The following is a 17,311-nucleotide window of genomic DNA, read 5'->3' on the forward strand; positions in this document are numbered from 1 at the left end:
ATCGTGTCATGTACAACGAAGAGATTCATATCCAATCGCTTCGAAATAAAGGGTCCGAGGTTTTGGACTTTATTGACAAGGCCGCATAGAGAATCATGAAATCAAAAATACTTGACAGACTACCTCAGATGTCTTCGGGATTTCGGCGTTGAACTGAACGCTCTCGATGTGAGTGTCGATCTGCTGGGAGAGCACCTTTCTTCTCAGCTCGTGAGGGACCAGGATGCCCTCGACGTTTCTGTAGTCGCTCAGGTAAGTCTCGACGGCGATCTCCCCCATCGTTGGCGTCAAGGTGGTCATGGCCATCTTGACAAGCAAGCCGGATCTTTCGTCGTAGTACTGAGTCACCGGTTTCCCTTCCTTTGGCGTCAGCACCACTTTGAAGCACAGCTGGTCGCCGACCTTTTCGCTGCTGACGCATTCGGACTTGCTGTACAGATCACGCCAGTGAAGTGCAGCGTTGAAGGTCGCTTCGCGCAGTGCCGTAGCCCTTTCTTCGCCGGACTTAATCCTCGCCCCTGTCTCGGATGAGCGCTCCCAGGCAACGCTCCCGTCGGTGCCGGCTTCAATCTTACCGACACCCTCGAGATCAACAACCCTGTAAGCTTTATTGGTCTCGGTCTTGTATTCGGCGGTCTTCCCCTTGATTCCGGACTCCACGAACTCGACCGCTCCCATGATGATCTGGTTGTGCAGTTTCTCGTAGGCGGGCCTGCCGCCGGTCGCCCGGATGAATCTCTCGAGGATTTCCTCTGCGGCCGGCGGCTTATCCTGGGTGCGGGAGAGCCGGGTCGTGGACGTGCCGGCGATGCCTGCGGCCAGAAGGACAAACACGAGCGAGCGTGAAGACGGCAGGGAAGGTCTCATGACATCTCCATTCTTTTGTGCCTGCAAGTTTACCCCAAAACTCAATGTACCGACACCACGACGTGGAAGGCGAGCTTTCATTTTCGAAGGGGGCAACCAGGGGCGGGTGGAAATCTGCGTGGCGTTCTGCGGATCGCAGATGGCCTAATGACAACTTCAATTGTGTCCTGTGCGAATTCGGGCTATGCTGGCTCCCACGGTCGTTTCGCTTTCCACCCATGCAACGGGAGTGCTCACCATGAAAACCTCATTCGTGGTAACTATGATCGGATGCTGGCTGCTGCTCTCCGGCGGCTGCCGGACGAGCCCGCAGGAAGCTGCGGATCTGGTGCTGCGCGGCGGGCACATCGTGACTATGGAGAGTTCGTACCCGGCCGTCCAGGCCATTGCCGTAAAGGCGGGCCGCATCATCGCTGTGGGCGCGAACGAAGACATTCAGCAGCATGTCGGTGACAGAACGAGGATCATTGAACTCGGCGGCAAGACCGTGATCCCCGGCTTGATCGACGCGCACACACACTTCCTCGGCATCGGCTCCCGCAGCATGCAGATTGACGTGGGCGGCCCGAGCAAGGAGGAAATCATCAAGAGGATCGCCGCCCGGGCGTCGCAGGCGAAACCCGGCGAGTGGATCCAGGGGCGCGGCTGGGATCAAAACAACTGGCCGGTCAAGGCGTTTCCTACCAGAGCCGACCTCGACGTCGTGGCGCCGCAAAATCCCGTTTACCTGAGTCGTGTGGACGGTCACGCGGCCTGGGTGAACAGCAAAGCGCTCGAGATTGCCGGAATCCGCAAAGGCACGCCTGATCCGTCGGGCGGCCGGATTATCCGCGACAGCGGTGGAGAGATTGCGGGCACCCTGGTCGACAACGCGTTCCGCCTGGTATCCAGTCACATTCCCCCGATGAGCAAGGAGCAAAGGAAGGAGGCCGCGCGGCTTTCGGTCCGGGAATGCCTTGCTTCGGGTCTGACCGGCGTGCACGAAGCCGGCGGATCGCGCGAGGACATCGAGCTCTACGAGGAGATGATGAAGGCGGGCGAGTTCGACTTGCGGATCTACGAATTCGTACGCTGGCCGGCAGACGAGCAGAAACTGCCTCACACTTATGAATCACTGGACTACTATCTGGTGCAAGGGCCGCAGATCGGCCTGTACGACAACCGTCTCACGATCCGCGGCATCAAAATGAGCCTCGACGGCTCCCTCGGGTCCCGCGGAGCGGCTTTCCTCGAATCCTACCTTGACGATCCGGGCAATCGTGGGGTACTGCGCCTCACCGAAGAGGAGATCTACCAGACGATTCTGCGGGGTCTGAAGGCAGGCTTTCAGACCGCAGTTCACGCGATCGGCGACCGCGCGAACCGTGTCGTTCTCGACGCCATGGAGCGCGCCCTGAAGGAAGCCAAGGTTGCCGACGCACGCTTGCGCGTCGAGCATGCGCAGGTGCTCGATCCCGCGGATCTCCCCCGCTTCGCCCGGCTGGGGATCATCCCCTCGATGCAACCCACGCACTGCACGACCGACATGCACTGGATTGCGCAGAGAATCGGCGAGCAGCGGACGAGGTACTCCTATGCCTGGCGGTCACTGCTCGACACCGGCGTCCGGATTCCGGCCGGGTCGGATGCTCCCGTCGAATCCGTCGCCCCGCTTCCGGGAATTTATGCTGCCGTCACGCGACAGGACCGGCAGGGTTGGCCGGAGGGCGGCTGGCATCCCGAGCAGATCGTCAGCCGCGAGCAGGCGTTGCGGATGTTCACGATCGACGCGGCCTATGCCGCGTTTGAAGAAAAGATCAAAGGCTCACTTGCCCCGGGAAAGCTGGCGGACATGGTCGTGCTCTCAAAAGATATCCTGACAATTCCCGCCCGTGAGATACTGCAGACAAGCGTCGAAATGACTATTCTGGGAGGCAAGGTCGTCTACCCGAGGTAACGCCGGTCGTGATGGCGCATGGTCCGGGAACAAGGGATGAGTCATAAACGGCCAGGTCTGCGGTGGAGATTTCTGGACAGGCGAATCGACTCCCGAGCTACACGACCGCTCACGTGAATTCTGCAAGTTTTTCGCGCCTACCTATGCTATCTTGCCTCCCGGCGGTGAAAAGCAGGCGACTGTTCCACTTTTCCTGCCTCGGTCTGAGCGCTGGCAGCATCGGTGCGATGGACATCCTGCCGGCCCCAAAAGCTAATTCCTATATCTGCAAGGGGGGAAACAGCCTCATGATGAGTACCGGATGTCCGGACCGGAAAGCGGTCTGGCGGTGCGGGTTCCTGTCGCCGGCGCTGGTGGTGGCTCTGACTCTCGGCGGGTCTGCCTGCCTGTGGAGACAAACCTCCGCGACCAGCGATAATGCGGCAGAAACAGTCAAGGTGTTGTTCCGTCAGTTTTCAGCGAGCGTAACTGCCATCGGCGCGGTGAAGCCGCAGGTAGGGGCGGAAGTCAAGGTGGGGTCGCGCGTCTCCGGCCGGGTCTTGCGCCTGCACGCCAACATCAAAGATCAGGTGCGCAAGGGGCAGGTGATCGCGGAGCTGGAAAAGGCTGATCTGGAGGCGATAGTGGCTCAAAGCCAGGCCGAGGCGCAGTTTGCGGAAGCGAAGCTGGCCGCTTTGGATGCGCTGTTTCCCAAGGAAGTGGCGCGGGCTGAAACGGATGTGGCCCGGTGGGATGCCACCGTGATCCTGGCGCGCAAAGACTTCGGGCGGCAGCAGGACCTGCTTAAGAAGAAGCTTGCGACGCAGGTGGATGCCGATCAGGCGCAGGAACAGCTGGCGGTGTCGGAGGCCCAGCTTGCGACGGCACGCAGAGCTCTTGATCTGGTGCGTGCCCAATACGCCGAAAACCTCAAACAGGCCCAGGCGGAACGCGACCGCGACCAGGCGGCGTTGACCAATGCGCACGTCCAGCTCTCGTACGCGGTCATCACCGCGCCCATTTCCGGTGTCATCGGCTCCGTCTCCACCCAGGAAGGCGAGACGGTCGCGGCCGGCCTGAACGCCCCGACTTTTGTCACCATCATCGACCTGGCCAAACTTCAGGTCGAGGCCTATGTCGATGAAGTGGACATCGGGAAAGTCAAAGTGGGCCAGCACGTGGTCTTTACGGTGGATGCCTTTCCCGCCGACGACTTTGAGGGTAAAGTAGTGGCGATTTATCCCAAAGCCACGATCCAGGACAATGTGGTGAAATACGTGGTCGCGGTCGAAATCGTCACGCCCTACGAAGGCCGCCTGAGGCCCGAGATGACCACGAGCGTCGGCATCCAACTCGAATCCCGCCGGGTTCTGGCGATCCCCTCCAGTGCCGTCCGGCGTGAGGGGGGCAAGCACTTCGTGCTTCTGTCCGTCAATGGCAGGCCCGAGCCTCACGAAGTCAGGCTCGGCTGGAAAGACGGCCCCTGGACCGAAGTGGCTGGCGGCCTCAGCGAAGGGCAGGAGATCTTTCTCGATCTGCCCGGGACAGAGAAAGGGAAAAATTGAATCGATCATTGCGACTGCTGCAGCAGGCCGGTGACTCTCTGCTGTCAAACCGGCTGCGGTCGTTTCTCATGATGCTCGGCCTTGTCATCGGCATCGCCTCCCTCACGGCGGTCATTTGCATCGGTCAGGGGACGCGCGCCCAAGTCATGGACATGGTCGCCAAGCAGGGATGGGACCTGATCATGATCCGCGCCGGCTCAGCCAAGCAGGTCTTCGCGCCCACCACCGACCGCACGGTCGCCTCGTTGATGGAGGCGGACACCCAGGCTATTGAAGCTGGCCTCGGCAACATCCGCTACGTCTCTTCCGTGCAGAACCAGCGCGGCTGGGAGGTCGTTTATGGCGACCAGTCGGTCAAGACCCGCATCTTTGGGGTTGGTCCCACCTGGCATTACATCCGGCGCCGGCCGGTGGAGCGGGGCGAGTTCCTTAGCCAAGCCGACCTGGTGAATATGAACCGGGTGGCCATTCTTGGTTTCCGCACTGCTAAGATGCTCTTTGGCGCAGGTGACCCGATCGGTCAGACCATCCGCATCGGCAGCGAGGCCTTCCAGGTAAAGGGCGTCTTCGTCGAGGCGGGCATCACGCCCGGCGGAGACGACTGGGATGACCGGATCGTCATCCCGTTCACAACCTCCTCCAAACGGCTCTTTGGCCGCTTGTATCTGGAACAGATCGTCGTCCAAGTTCGGGATGCCCGCAAGCTGCACCAAACCGCCGAACAGATCCGCAAACTCCTGCGCGAGCGCCACCAGATCCGCGCTGGCGCCGAAGATGACTTCTTTGTCCGCGAGCCCGAGGATGTCAAAGAGACCGCGCTCACCACGTCATCGACGCTCACCACACTGCTGATCGCGATTTCAGCCATCTCGATGCTCGTGGGCGGCGTGGTGATCATGAACCTGATGCTCATCTCCGTCTCCCAGCGCGTCCACGAGATTGGACTGCGCCTGACCGTCGGTGCGCGCCCCCGGGATATCCTTGTCCAGTTCCTTTTCGAAGCGCTTGGTGTCGCGCTGGCCGGCGGCGTGCTCGGCGCGGCCGGCGGCGCCGGCATCGCCTCGCTCCTGGCATGGAAAGGTGTGGCTGTCAGCCAGATCACCTGGATCCCGTTTGCGATTTCGATCGCGGCATGCACCCTGGTGGCGGTCGCGTTCGGCCTCTATCCGGCGCGCAAGGCGGCGCGTCTGGATCCGGTGGCAGCGCTCCGGGAAAAACGAATGTAGGGGACTTCCATGATTGAACTCGAGAACCTGACCAAGAACTACACCAAGGGCACAGTCGTCACCGAAGTGCTCAAGGGAGTTTCCTTCCGTGTGGAGAAAGGTGAGTTCGTCGCCATCATGGGCGCCTCCGGCTCCGGCAAGACCACCCTCATGAACATCCTGGGCGGCCTCGACAAACCCACGGGCGGCACGTACCGGCTCGATGGCGTGGATATGGCGCTCGCCGGCGAGCATGAGCTCTCCCGCATCCGCAACCGCAAGATCGGTTTTGTCTTTCAGCAGTTCTATCTGCTCGATCGCGCCGACGCCATGAAGAACGTGATGCTCCCGCTCATCTATGCCGACGGAAACGGCGGCGGCGCCGCCCGCGCCGAACAGGCCCTCGCATCGGTGGGCCTCGCCGGGCGCAAACACCATCATCCGGCAGAGCTGTCGGGCGGAGAACAGCAGCGCGTGGCGATCGCGCGCGCTCTCGTCACCAACCCCGTGATCGTCCTGGCGGACGAGCCGACGGGCAACCTCGACACCCGCAACGGCCTGGAAGTCCTGGCCATTTTCCAGCGCCTGCACCGCGAGGGGCGCACCCTCGTCATGATCACGCACGACCGCACCGTGGCCGAACACGCCCGCCGCCTCATCGTGCTGAAAGACGGCCGCATCGCGGGCGACCAGCCTGTCGCCCAGCCGCACGACGCGGAAACGGAACTTCGCCTGATGGCACAGGACGCCCACGGCGCCGGGCCCGGTTAAACGGAACCGCGCCATGCAATTCTCCCGCAACGCCATGCTCTCGTGCCAGATCCTGGCGGCGCACAAGCTGCGGACACTCCTCAGCATGACCGGCATAGTCGTGGGAGTCGGCGCAGTCATTCTGATGGTTTCCACCGGGCGCGGCGCCGAGAAGCGCATTCTCGACCGTATCGGCAAGCTGGGTACGAACCTGATCGTCGTCAACGCCGCGCCCGCCCGTCTCATGATCGGACGGCAGCGGACCGTAGCCACCGTCACTACCCTCACCGCCGAAGACGGCCGTGCTATTGGCGAGGAATGCCCTCATGTCATCGCCGCGGCTCCGGCTGTCGGCAAGTCGCTCGTGGTCCGCTGGGAGAGCAACAATACCACTACCGCAGTGACCGGGATGGCTGCCGAGGGCTTCCGCATCCGCAATATCCCATTTGCGAGCGGCCGCCCGTTTGATGCCGATGAAGACCGCACGCGCCGCCGTGTGGCGGTGATCGGCCCGACGGTAGCGAAGAACATCTTCGGCAGCTCCGACCCTGTCGGCCAGCAGATCCGCATCGGGCGCGTGCCGTTTGAAGTCATCGGCATTACCCGCCCGCGCGGCATTGACGCCAATGGCATGGATCAGGATGACATCGTTCTTGTACCCCTCGAGACTGCCATGCGCCGCCTGTTCAACGTTCCCTACATCCAGACCATTTACATCCAGGCGCGTGGCAGCCAGTGGATGAATCAGGTCGAGCGTGAAGTGCAGGCGCTTTTGCGTGAGCGCCAGCATTTGACGGAAGGGCGCCCGGACACTTTCACCATCCAGAATCAGACGACCCTGCTGAAAACCGAGCGCGATACTGCGCGCGCGATGACGCTGCTCATCGGCAGCGTGGCGGGCATTGCGCTGCTGGTGGGGGGCGTGGGCATTCTGGCGGTCATGCTCATCTCCGTCCGGGAACGCACGCGCGAAATCGGCTTGCGCCGGGCCCTGGGCGCCAGGCCGCACGATATCACGGTTCAGTTTCTCGTTGAGGCTGCCCTGCTGAGCGGAATCGGTGGCATCCTCGGCGTCTGGGCTGGCATCGCCGCCACGCGCGTCGCTGCGGTTTTTGGATTCTGGGAGACCCTGATATCCTGGCCGGCGGCGGCCATCGCTTTTGCGTTTTCGATCACGGTGGGCGTCATCTTCGGCATCTACCCTGCCTTGCGCGCATCCCGTCTCGAACCGATCCAAGCCCTGAAATCCGAATAACGCCGTTCCCCTTGCCTGGCTCCGGTCGACATTCCGATGAAAGCAAGATACAGTCTGCGGTAGCAGGTGTGGAGAGGAGCCTTGGTTGCCATGGGTTCACACTCCCTGCGCCTCGACACGGGAGGGAATGCCATGCACGCCATTTGGAATGACATGTTTACGTTGGGGGTCCCGGTCGCTGAGAAGGTGCTGCGGCCGGTCCTTGTCTACGTTTTTCTGATTGTCGGCCTTCGGCTTTCCGGCAAGCGGGAGCTGGCGCAGTTGAATCCGTTCGACCTCGTCGTTCTGCTCACACTTTCCAATACCGTTCAGAACGCGATCATCGGGAATGATAATTCGGTCGCGGGCGGACTGATCGGAGCGGCCACGCTTCTCCTCCTGAATTATGTGGTGGTCAGGTTTCTGTTTACTCACCAGAAGCTGGACCGCCTGGTCGAGGGAGAGTCCGACGTCCTGATCGAGGGGGGCGTGATTCATGAAGAACGGATGAAGCAGGAACTCCTCACTCGTGCCGAGCTGGAAACGGCAGCTCACCGTCAGGGATTTTCCGGCTTGCAGGAGATTGAGCGCGCCGTGATCGATCCCGGCGGAACCATTTTCTTCATCGGCAGGAAACCTTCGCCTGAAGAGCTTCAACAGAAGGCTCTCACGGACCGCCTCGACGCCATCACCCGCCAGCTGACGGAAATTCGTGAACGCCTCATCGCCCACCCTTGAACTGCTGGATCGGGGCCGGACCGCCGCAAAATATTTGGCGCTAACCTATGCGCCTGTAGAAAGAGTCGATCAAGATCTTTCAGTTCGGCCGCGTCTCCCTGCACAGTCGGCGACTCGTCGCCGATTTCTTTGGCGGCCTTGCCGAGCGTCTTCTCATCGCGAATTCGCACACGGCGAACCTGGGGGGTAGTAAGAGCAACTAGCAGCCGTCGTCGTTCAGCGAACAGCAACACATCAAGCACGGGTGCCTGGCTACGCGTACCGGAAGGTCTCGGCCGCTTGAACTCGGGCTCTACCGACTTTAGCCGCCAGCAATAGCCCCAAAGATAAGAAAGGGCTCCGCGCCCGTGGCAACCGCGTCGGGGAGCGGGGTGTCGGGCAGTTCGTTGGACAGATCCTGCTCGCAGGCGTACAAACGCAAGAACGGCCGGCGCTTTTGCGTGACGTGGTCGCGGATCGTCCCCCGCAGCACCGGATAGCGAGCTTCGAGGGCATCGAGAACCGATCGCTGTGTCACCGGACCCGTGACCTCGAGTTTCACCTCGCCGTCCAGGCGCGCGAGCGTTCGCAGATGAAAGGGGAGCACGACCCGAATCATGGCAGCGTCTGGACCTCGACGGACAATACGGCGGGAAGATCCCGGACGATGGGCGCCCAGTTGTCCCCGGCGTTGTTCGATGCGTACACCTGCCCGCCGGTGGTGCCGAAATACACGCCGCCCGGATCGAGCGAGTCCACGGCCATCGCGTCGCGCAACACATTGACGTAGCAGTCGCGTTGCGGCAAGCCTTTCGTGAGCGCCTCCCACTCGTTTCCGCCCGAGCGGCTGCGATACACGCGCAGCTTGCCGTCGGGTGGATAGTGCTCGGAGTCGCTCTTGATCGGGACGACGTAGATGGTGTTCGGCTCGTGCGCATGAACTTCGACCGGGAACCCGAAGTCGCTCGGCAAATTCCCGCTGATTTTGTGCCACGATTCCCCGGCGTCGTCGCTGCGCATGACGTTCCAGTGCAACTGCATGTACAGCACATTCGGGCGTGAGCGGTGCATCGCGATGCGGTGAACACAGTAGCCGACTTCGGCGTTCGGGTCGGGCAGATATTGGGACTTCAGTCCACGGTTGGTCGGCCGCCACGTGTGGCCGGCGTCATCGGTCCGGAACACGCCCGCCGCCGAGATGGCGATGAAGATGCGCCCGGGAATGCTCGGATCGAGAATGATCGTGTGCAGGCCCATCCCGCCGGCGCCGGGCTGCCATTTGGGTCCTGATTCGTGGCCGCGCAGGCCGGGGAGTTCCTGCCACGTCTGTCCGCCATCGGTCGTGCGAAACAGGGCGGCGTCCTCCACCCCGGCATAAACGGTGTCCGGATCGGTCAGCGATGGTTCGAGATGCCAGACTCGCTTGAACTCCCAAGGGTGCGGCGTGCCGTCATACCACAGATGAGTGCCGGGAACGCCGTCGTACACGAACTTGTTGCCCACGGGCTCCCACGTCTTGCCGCTGTCGTTGGAGCGCTGGATCACCTGCCCGAACCAGCCGCTGGACTGCGACGCGTACAGCCGGTTCGAGTCAACGGGCGAGCCCTTCAGATGGTAGATCTCCCAGCCGCCGAAGTGGGGACCGCTGACATCCCATTTCTCGCGCTTGCCGTCCGATGTCAGGACGAACGCGCCCTTTCGTGTACCCACCAGAACTCGTACTCTGCTCATCGCTTTACCTTCCTCGACCCGGCAGGAAAGCCGTTGGCATCGGTGAAGTAAAAGTTGATGGTTGCGGTTGAGTCATTCGGGTTGACAATCGCCAGCCCGGCGTCCACGCCACCGCCGATTTCAGCATAAATCCGGCCCGCGGTCAGTGCCGCCGTGGCTGGAACACCTGTTTCGCTCACCAGAGCGTTGGCCTGGCGCAGACCGAAAATGGCGACGCCTGAGGGCGTTGTGCTCCCGATGTTGGGTTGGATGTTCGCGTAGCCGCTTAGCGTGGAACTGGAGTCTCCCTGGGTCGTGCGTGTGAACCCTCCGCGGTCCGGGAGGGCAAACGTCATAGTATCGGAATTGGCAGCAATCACGGCAAAGCAGACCAGACAAGAGGTCCTTGGGAGAGAATTCAACCAACCCATGGTTGCAATTCCTCGATTTGTTCCAAGCTCGATTTGTTCCAAGAGAGATGCATGTGCCCACACCCGACTATTTTAAAGGTAACATGACCCAGGGGGGTGATCAACGTCCCATGGCTTGATCCGGCAGTGATTGAGTCAAGGTCAGCTTGCTTTGAATAGAAGCTGAACCTGCTCGATTTGCTTGGAATGTCTGCTGAAATCTGCACGGCTGCATAGGGTAAGGGTCTAAGTGCGTTTTCTAGGGCTTGGGATGCATCACAGGTTCAGGCGCAGGCCGAAGCGGATGGCGCGCGGGTTCTGAATCTCCACTGGTGTGCGCGACGTAAAGAGGGGCCCGGAAATGTCGTACTCGCGGAGATTCCGGTTCGAGTTGAGCAGGTTGAATGCATCGACCATGGCCGAAACCCGGAACCGACCGAGGGCGAAGTCGCGCGCCAGACGCTGGTCGAACGAGAGATCGAATTGGGTGCGAAATCCCCCGGGTTCGCCGCGCGGCGTCGCCAGGATATAGAACGGCCCCTGGTTGAAGCCGGTGATGATGAGCTTGCGGCCGAAAGGCAGACCGTCCGCATACCGGATTGCCGAGCCGGAGTAGAAACCGAAAGGAAGGCGCACGTAGGAAGCAACTTTGCCCACGTAAGCGCGATCGAAGAAGGTGCGCCCGCGCGCGTTCAAAAGGTTGTTGGGGTTGTCGAACAGACCGCCGATGATCCCGGGATCATTCTCGAACTCGGTGTTTCCGGGATTGGTGGTCCCGATGGCCTTATAGGCAGTGAAGGAAGCGGAAAAGAAGCCGCGTTGGGCAAATTCCCAGTGCACGGTAATCTCAAGTCCTTTGTAAGAGGAACGCAGGCCCAGCGGATTGGCAAGAAGATAGCGGTCCTCGCCCAAAGTGCTCGGATCCTGATTTAAAACCGTGAGCGTCTGATCGTCGCTCGTTCCCGGAATATTGTCATCGCCGGCATCGGAAACGCTCACGGGTGTGCAGGAAGAAAAAGGCACCCCGACGTTCACTGTCTCGATCAGCCTCTTTTGATCGCGACGGAATCCACGCGCCTCCAGGGAAAGCCGCTCCCCGATCTGCTGATCCAGACCGATGGCGAATTCATCCGTGAATGGCCGTTTCAGACGAGGATCTACCGAAGAGTAAGGGCCGCCGAACACCCGCAGCAGTGTACCCTCCTCGCCCGGATGGAAAAAGCCGTCGTGATTCAGGTCGTTCCAGAGAAAGACCTGGCCACCGAGGCTCGTCGGATTCGCGAAGTTTGCGTAACTCGCGGGTAAGACATGATAGTAGCGCGCGTATCCGGCGGAAAGCCTGGCTCCCCCGAGGCGGCGGGATAGAGGCATTGACACGCCGATGCGCGGCGCAAGCGTCGTCCAGGATACGATGCTGTTCATCCCTGGGAACTGACGCGCAGGCACGAAGGCTCCGGCGCCGCTGCGCTGCGGCGGCAGGAAGGTTTTGCTGGAATCGAGAAGCAGCCCGGCGCGCACGAAAATCCTGCCCGTCACGTGCACGCGTTCGTCCAGGTACAACGACAGTTCCCGCAATCGCTGCTTGGAATGGCTCGGCGTGTTGTACTCGACGACCTCGGCCGGGACGCCAAACGGGTAGTAGAGCTGCTGGAAGTCACCGAATATCCTGCGCTCTTCCGTTGATTTCGATTCTTCCAGGTCCAGGCCGAAATCCAGCTGGTGCTGCCGGCCCAGGAATCTGCGCCATGCCTCGCCTTGCCCGGCCAGCGAAAAACGGCTGCGGGCGGAATCAGATTCGAGCGGCGCCGCGCCCGCAGTCTCTCCCGTAAAGAGCTGGATGCGGCTTGCGGCGGCGATGCCGTGCTGCAAGGTATCGGTCGGGGAGGAGTGAGAGAACCCCCCGAGTACCTGCCAGACCAGGTCGCCGCCCTGGTAGTGTGTCCAGTGCCCCTGAACCACCTCGAAACGATCGTGACCACGCAGAGTCGACGAAGGGGCAACACCCGAGCGCGCTCCCAGGTTGGAGTTGTCGACGATTTGCCCGGTCGACAGGAGATTGAACTGCTCGCGCGCGCCGAGCCTGCCGTCAAAACGCACCAGGGCGGAGCTGACCGTCGTGTCCGGGATCGAGGGAAAACCGGGGACGACCCTGGTCAGATGCTGGATGCCGAAAGAAGTAAAGAAAGACCATCTCCGCGTCCGCGGCAGCGCGCCCCCGAACTGGAACTGTCCCTCCTCGAAGCGTTTGAAATGCGGCACGTCCGTGAAACCGAAGCCGCGCAGCCGGCTGTCCAGATTACTGCTCTGGAAGGGCTCTCCGAGATAGTAGCCTTCAACCCCGAAATGAAAGTCCCGGGCGCTCTCCCGGCTCGTCATGTTCAGGGAAGCGCCCGGCGCCGCGATTTCCGGCGTGTGGAGAGCGGTCGACGCCTGCAATTCCTGAAGCGCGCCATAGTCCGGAAAGACAAGCGGCTTCCCGGTCTCGAACGGGTCGGTGACGTTGAGGCCGTCGAGACGATAGCTGACTTGCGTCCGCGAGGCGCCCAGGGACCCGGCAAGAGCAATGACGCCCGTTGCAAAACCTCCTTCCTGCGGCGCGTTGGTGATGGTGGACCGCTCCTGACTTTCCAGCACCGCCCAGATGTTGCGTGCGCTCGGGATCAAAGCCAGCCGGGTTGCGTCAAAGTAGCTTCCGTAATCCGCGGCCCATAGATCCTCAGGGCTCCCTTGCCATCGGATGGAAACCGGAGTGGCGCCTGTTCCCATCGTCACGTCTGCGATGCTCGCGCGGCTGCTTGCGACTCTCACAAGATGGATGGTGGTAGCCGCATAGCCGGGCTTCTCGCAAACCAGATCGTATGTGCCGGGATAAAGCGCGAGAAAGTGATAGCCCCCCGAGGAATCTGTGGAAGCGGCCCGTGTCGCCTTGTCGGCGAGCCTGGTTAGAATGAGCCGCACTCCCTGAAGTCCCCGCGAATTGACGGCGTCACACACCCGGCCCGTGATCCACCCTTGCGAGATTTGCGCCCATGCCGACGCTGTTACCACGAACAAGCCAAGACTGACAAGGCAAGCACAGCGTCTCATGCCAACAGGATAGTGAGGGTCCCACAGTTAATCCACACCAAACCCCTGGCTGTGCGTCTATTGACGATGTCGGCCAGAACTTCGGCCCAAGGTTGAAACTTTGGCGCGGCGATTCCTCAAGAATCGCCGCGCCGGCTGTTGGCTTTTGGGAGCTTAGCGACGGCGGGATGAACCAGAGGATCGGCCGCTACTCCCTCCGCGGGGAGCGACACTACCACGTCCACTGGGACCGCGGCTGGGGGCTCCGCGCGGCGGCCCGCTGATGATCGGCCTGCTCAGATTCAGGGGAGGCCGCGCAGTGTAGCGTGGAGGGGCGTAATTCGGCTGAGAGTTGTAATCAGGCGACGGGCCACGCCTGGTGTAGCCCGGGGCCGGACCACGGTTCGAGTATGGTGCGCTTCCCTGATGCCGAGGTTGTGCCACCGCTCCGTTGCTGCGTCCGGCGGGCGCCTGCGCCGGGGATTCGGCCGGATGCGGAGCAAAACGCTGCCAGCCGCCGGAGCTTGCTCCGGGGCTTGAGTTCTGCCCCGGCCGAGTCTCGTGCGTTCTGCAGAAAAAGTGCATCCCTTGATCGTTGCGCATCGTCGACGGGCTGGCGGCACGATTGGTCGGAGCCAGGCTCTGGCGGTCGAGGCCGTCAGTCCGGAGCCGCTGGTCGTGTTGGCGCCGGATGCATTCACGCTTGGCCACAGCCCTGCGCCTGCTATCGTCCGGGATGCGCGCTCAAAAAGTGTATTGGCGCGAGTTCATCCGGCAGTTCTTTATCCTGGCCTCAGCTACGACACTTCTCACCGTGCCCTGCTTCGCGGCTGGCCAGCAGGATACGGGGCTCATTCTCAACCTGGGTTTTGGGGGAAGTTCGAATCAGGCAGGCCAGGTATACAGACGGCAGAATCACACCATTCGTCAGCGCAGGTGTAAGTAACACGATTTCCGACACCCACTTCTTTTATCGTCCTTTCACTCAGTCTTTTCGGCTCGCCCGTAACTGCGACCCTTGGAGCCATCGTCTTCCTCTATCTCGTGCGGATATTAAAAAGGATCTGACGATATCGGTCCAGATCCTCGTGACGCTGTTTGTGGTACTCATTCCAGGCAATCGAACCCATGCCGAAATTGGCAGGACGGCCAGTGTCGATGTCGACAAGAGCAAACAGCGCCGCAGCGGCCGGGAGTTGACCTCTTTCGATCAACTCCTGTTCGTCAGGACCGTCCAGAAAGGGAGTGCCAGGCTTCCAACTGCACTGGAGTTCCGCCCCTGCCTTGTTGCACGTATAGGCTTCGTAGGCGTGGATGTCTTGGATATAATACGTCGCCTGGTTTGAGCGACGTTCGGCTGCGATTCGCCATTGATCGTTCCATGGATGTCGCACTGCACTGCCATGTTTGAAAAGTGTCTAAGCAACGGGGCTTATCGATATGATCATGACGCAGGGACTAACCAAGTGGTACGGCAGAAAGGTAGCCCTCCAGGACCTGAGCTTCTGCGTGGAGCCGGGGACGATTTTCGGCTTCCTGGGGCCTAACGGCGCGGGTAAGTCCACTACCGTGAAGGTCCTTACCGGGCTGTTGCGGCCCACGAACGGACAAGCATCGGTCGCAGGATTCGATGTGGTGGAACAGCCTCTGGAAGTCAAGAGACGGCTCGGCTATGTGCCGGAAACCGGCGCGTTGTATGAGAGTCTCTCTCCAGCCGAGTATCTGGAGTTGGTGGCCTGCCTGCACCATCTCGACCGGAAAGTCGCCATCACCCGCATGGACGAACTCCTGGCGCTTTTCGGGGTCCTGGACGTCAAGCAACAGCGCATGACCGAATTCTCCAAGGGTATGAAGCAGAAGGTGCTCATTTCGGCCGCACTGCTGCATAAGCCGGAGGTGCTCTTCCTCGACGAGCCGCTCAACGGCCTGGACGCCAATGCGGCCATGATCTTCAAGGAACTGCTCAAGAAAATGGCTGCACAGGGTAAGACCATTCTCTTTTGCTCTCACATCCTCGAAGTTGTGGAGCGTATATGCTCCCGCATCCTCATTATCAATGAAGGCAAGCGCATCATCGAAGGCACCGCCCAGGAGATCTGCAGCTCCACGGGGAGCGAAACTCTGGAGCAGGCCTTCGGCCACCTCACCGGTTCGCGCGATGCCGGACAGGTAACTGCCGATTTCCTGGCCGCGCTGGAGAGGGTCTGATGTTGCGGGCTCTCATCAGATCGCTGGGGGTGGATTACGAGCAGTGGCGCGCCCTGACACGCATCTACCTAAGGATGGACTTGCGCACCGCCAGCCTGGGACAGTTCTCCTACGAACGAGCTGGGAAGAGTGAGGGTTCCTACAAACTACTATTCTTCCGGCTTTGGGTATATCTTTTCATGGGGGCAGGGATCAGCGCTCTGGTGTATGTCAATAAGGATGTTTTTTTCACCGGCACCCTGCTGCTGACTTACACCATGCTCATGACGGCCATGCTGGTGCTGGTGGATTTCGGCGCCGTGGTGATCTCCCCCGACGACTTTGCCATTCTGGGCTATCAGCCTGTTTCCTCGCGCACGTACTTCATCACCCGGCTGACCAACGTCCTGGTTTATGCGATCCTGCTGACCCTGGCCCTGGGCGTGATTCCCGTGTTGGTGTTTTTCATCACCCTTGGCTTCCGTCCCCTGCTCGGACTCGCCGCGCTCCTCGCAACCCTGTTGAGCGGGGTGGGCATGACGCTCTTTCTCGTCCTGATCTATACGGGCATTCTAAGATTGATCCACCCCAACAAGTTGCGGCGCGCCGTGAGCTATATCCAATTGATTCTGTCGTTTCTCATCTACGGCGGTTACATTTTTTTGCCGCGGCTGATGGAAGCCGGAACCTTCACCACCATGACCCTCAAGAAATCAGCGGGAGTGCTCTGGTACCCGCCCACCTGGTTTGCCAGCTATCTTGACCTGGCAGTGGGTCGCCGGCGCGCGGTCGATATAGTGCCGGCGCTTCTTTCGGTTGCGGTCTTGGGTCTGCTGGCCCAGCGGGCGCGGGGGAGGCTGGCCCTCGAGTATTCGGATCGCCTGTCGTCAGCAACGGCCGTGAGCGAGGGCCCCAAGAAGATTTCGAGGTCTGCGACCCGCCCGGCGCTCATCTTCAAGAGTGGTGAAGCCAGGGCCGTTGCGCTGCTGGTGCGCAACCAGTTCAAGTACGATCAAAAGTTCCGCCTGGCCGTGCTGAGCATTCTGCCCCTTACAGTTCTTTACCTGTTCATGGGACTGCGTCATGGCCCTCTGCCCGACCCGTTCGTCAGCCATGAAAACACGTTCAATGACTCGTTTTTGCTTTATCTGGCGGTGCTGATGTTCCCGACCATGTTGAGAATAACCCTGGTCAGCAGCGACTCGTATCAGGCATCCTGGATCTATTACGCCACGCCGGCCGACCGCGGGCGGCTGGTCCTGGGGTCGAAAGACTTCGTGTTCACTTATTTTGTCCTGCCCTATCTGATATTCATCGGGGCCGTTTTTCTGTACTTCTTCCACAATCCCTGGCATGTCATTCTGCATTTGACCGTGCTGGCGCTGCTGTCACATTTCTTCCTGCAGATGGCCGTGTTCTTAAATCCGGCGCTCCCTTTTTCCCAGCCATCGAAGAAAGGCCAGCGCTCGGGCCAATACCTCATCACTCTCATGTTCGGACCTTTCGCGGCCATAGGGCTGCTGCTGGCGCTCTCCCGCTGGGTGTATCCCAACATGCCGTTGTTGCTGGTCGTACTGGCAGGGTTTGCCGGATCCTCGTGGCTGCTAGAGAGAGCTCTGCGCGCACGTGTGCGCCGGCGCACTGCATCCCTCGAATATCAGGACTGAAACCGCATCCCCGTGACA

The 17,311-nt window shown here is 60.9% G+C and carries 14 protein-coding genes; 8 read left to right on the forward strand and 6 right to left on the reverse strand.

All coding sequences use genetic code 11. The annotated features are described in order from the left end of the window. Nucleotides 1–93 precede the first annotated feature (93 nt). Nucleotides 94–867 (reverse strand): outer membrane lipoprotein-sorting protein, encoded by a 774-nt coding sequence (locus tag LAP85_10835; protein MBZ5496885.1) that lies wholly within the window; start codon nucleotides 865–867, stop codon nucleotides 94–96. 262 nt (nucleotides 868–1,129) lie between these two features. Here LAP85_10835 and LAP85_10840 point away from each other — a divergent pair, with 262 nt between their 5' ends. From LAP85_10840 to LAP85_10865, 6 genes are all read left to right on the forward strand, one after another. Continuing rightward, a complete protein-coding gene (locus tag LAP85_10840) occupies nucleotides 1,130–2,803 on the forward strand; it encodes an amidohydrolase (protein ID MBZ5496886.1) in 1,674 nt (557 codons plus the stop codon). Between the two features lie 287 nt (nucleotides 2,804–3,090). Then, entirely contained in the window at nucleotides 3,091–4,347 is a 1,257-nt protein-coding gene (locus LAP85_10845; protein MBZ5496887.1) for an efflux RND transporter periplasmic adaptor subunit, read from the forward strand. Next, the gene (locus LAP85_10850; GenBank protein ID MBZ5496888.1) at nucleotides 4,344–5,573 is read left to right on the forward strand and encodes an ABC transporter permease; all 1,230 of its coding nucleotides are present in this window, start codon (nucleotides 4,344–4,346) and stop codon (nucleotides 5,571–5,573) included. The genes LAP85_10845 and LAP85_10850 overlap by 4 nt, the downstream gene beginning before the upstream one ends. 9 nt (nucleotides 5,574–5,582) lie before the next feature. Then, a complete protein-coding gene (locus tag LAP85_10855; protein ID MBZ5496889.1) occupies nucleotides 5,583–6,323 on the forward strand; it encodes an ABC transporter ATP-binding protein in 741 nt (246 codons plus the stop codon). Between the two features lie 85 nt (nucleotides 6,324–6,408). After that, nucleotides 6,409–7,557: an ABC transporter permease gene (locus tag LAP85_10860; GenBank protein ID MBZ5496890.1), complete on the forward strand. Its 1,149-nt coding sequence runs from the start codon at nucleotides 6,409–6,411 to the stop codon at nucleotides 7,555–7,557. A 141-nt stretch (nucleotides 7,558–7,698) separates the two neighbouring features. Then, the gene (locus tag LAP85_10865; protein MBZ5496891.1) at nucleotides 7,699–8,274 is read left to right on the forward strand and encodes a DUF421 domain-containing protein; all 576 of its coding nucleotides are present in this window, start codon (nucleotides 7,699–7,701) and stop codon (nucleotides 8,272–8,274) included. Nucleotides 8,275–8,575: 301 nt separating this feature from the next. On the opposite strand, the gene LAP85_10870 is transcribed toward LAP85_10865, so the two are convergent. The 5 genes from LAP85_10870 to LAP85_10890 form a co-directional block, all read right to left on the reverse strand. Beyond that, nucleotides 8,576–8,872: a MoaD/ThiS family protein gene (locus tag LAP85_10870; GenBank protein MBZ5496892.1), complete on the reverse strand. Its 297-nt coding sequence runs from the start codon at nucleotides 8,870–8,872 to the stop codon at nucleotides 8,576–8,578. After that, nucleotides 8,869–9,984 carry an exo-alpha-sialidase gene (locus LAP85_10875; protein MBZ5496893.1) on the reverse strand — a complete coding sequence of 372 codons (1,116 nt, stop codon included), beginning with the start codon at nucleotides 9,982–9,984 and terminating at the stop codon, nucleotides 8,869–8,871. Before LAP85_10875 ends, LAP85_10870 begins: the two co-directional genes overlap by 4 nt. Next, nucleotides 9,981–10,394 carry a hypothetical protein gene (locus LAP85_10880; GenBank protein MBZ5496894.1) on the reverse strand — a complete coding sequence of 138 codons (414 nt, stop codon included), beginning with the start codon at nucleotides 10,392–10,394 and terminating at the stop codon, nucleotides 9,981–9,983. The genes LAP85_10875 and LAP85_10880 overlap by 4 nt, the downstream gene beginning before the upstream one ends. Before the next feature lie 255 nt (nucleotides 10,395–10,649). Beyond that, on the reverse strand, nucleotides 10,650–13,421 hold the full coding sequence (locus LAP85_10885) for a carboxypeptidase regulatory-like domain-containing protein (GenBank protein MBZ5496895.1): 2,772 nt from the start codon (nucleotides 13,419–13,421) through the stop codon (nucleotides 10,650–10,652). Between the two features lie 1,055 nt (nucleotides 13,422–14,476). After that, nucleotides 14,477–14,833 carry a hypothetical protein gene (locus LAP85_10890; GenBank protein MBZ5496896.1) on the reverse strand — a complete coding sequence of 119 codons (357 nt, stop codon included), beginning with the start codon at nucleotides 14,831–14,833 and terminating at the stop codon, nucleotides 14,477–14,479. Nucleotides 14,834–14,879: 46 nt separating this feature from the next. Here LAP85_10890 and LAP85_10895 point away from each other — a divergent pair, with 46 nt between their 5' ends. Next, nucleotides 14,880–15,647 carry an ABC transporter ATP-binding protein gene (locus LAP85_10895; GenBank protein MBZ5496897.1) on the forward strand — a complete coding sequence of 256 codons (768 nt, stop codon included), beginning with the start codon at nucleotides 14,880–14,882 and terminating at the stop codon, nucleotides 15,645–15,647. After that, a complete protein-coding gene (locus tag LAP85_10900; protein MBZ5496898.1) occupies nucleotides 15,647–17,293 on the forward strand; it encodes a hypothetical protein in 1,647 nt (548 codons plus the stop codon). The genes LAP85_10895 and LAP85_10900 overlap by 1 nt, the downstream gene beginning before the upstream one ends. The last annotated feature ends 18 nt before the right edge of the window (nucleotides 17,294–17,311 follow it).

The organism is Terriglobia bacterium (assembly GCA_020072565.1).
Taxonomy (GTDB): Bacteria; Acidobacteriota; UBA6911; order UBA6911; family UBA6911; genus JAFNAG01.

Bases quoted from the DNA above. Each gene is read 5' to 3' on its own strand.
- LAP85_10835 (MBZ5496885.1), bottom strand. From the start codon at position 867: ATGAGACCTTCCCTGCCGTCTTCACGCTCGCTCGTGTTTGTCCTTCTG.
- LAP85_10840 (MBZ5496886.1), top strand. From the start codon at position 1,130: ATGATCGGATGCTGGCTGCTGCTCTCCGGCGGCTGCCGGACGAGCCCG.
- LAP85_10845 (MBZ5496887.1), top strand. From the start codon at position 3,091: ATGATGAGTACCGGATGTCCGGACCGGAAAGCGGTCTGGCGGTGCGGG.
- LAP85_10855 (MBZ5496889.1), top strand. From the start codon at position 5,583: ATGATTGAACTCGAGAACCTGACCAAGAACTACACCAAGGGCACAGTC.
- LAP85_10860 (MBZ5496890.1), top strand. From the start codon at position 6,409: ATGACCGGCATAGTCGTGGGAGTCGGCGCAGTCATTCTGATGGTTTCC.
- LAP85_10870 (MBZ5496892.1), bottom strand. From the start codon at position 8,872: ATGATTCGGGTCGTGCTCCCCTTTCATCTGCGAACGCTCGCGCGCCTG.
- LAP85_10875 (MBZ5496893.1), bottom strand. From the start codon at position 9,984: ATGAGCAGAGTACGAGTTCTGGTGGGTACACGAAAGGGCGCGTTCGTC.
- LAP85_10880 (MBZ5496894.1), bottom strand. From the start codon at position 10,394: ATGGGTTGGTTGAATTCTCTCCCAAGGACCTCTTGTCTGGTCTGCTTT.
- LAP85_10895 (MBZ5496897.1), top strand. From the start codon at position 14,880: ATGATCATGACGCAGGGACTAACCAAGTGGTACGGCAGAAAGGTAGCC.
- LAP85_10900 (MBZ5496898.1), top strand. From the start codon at position 15,647: ATGTTGCGGGCTCTCATCAGATCGCTGGGGGTGGATTACGAGCAGTGG.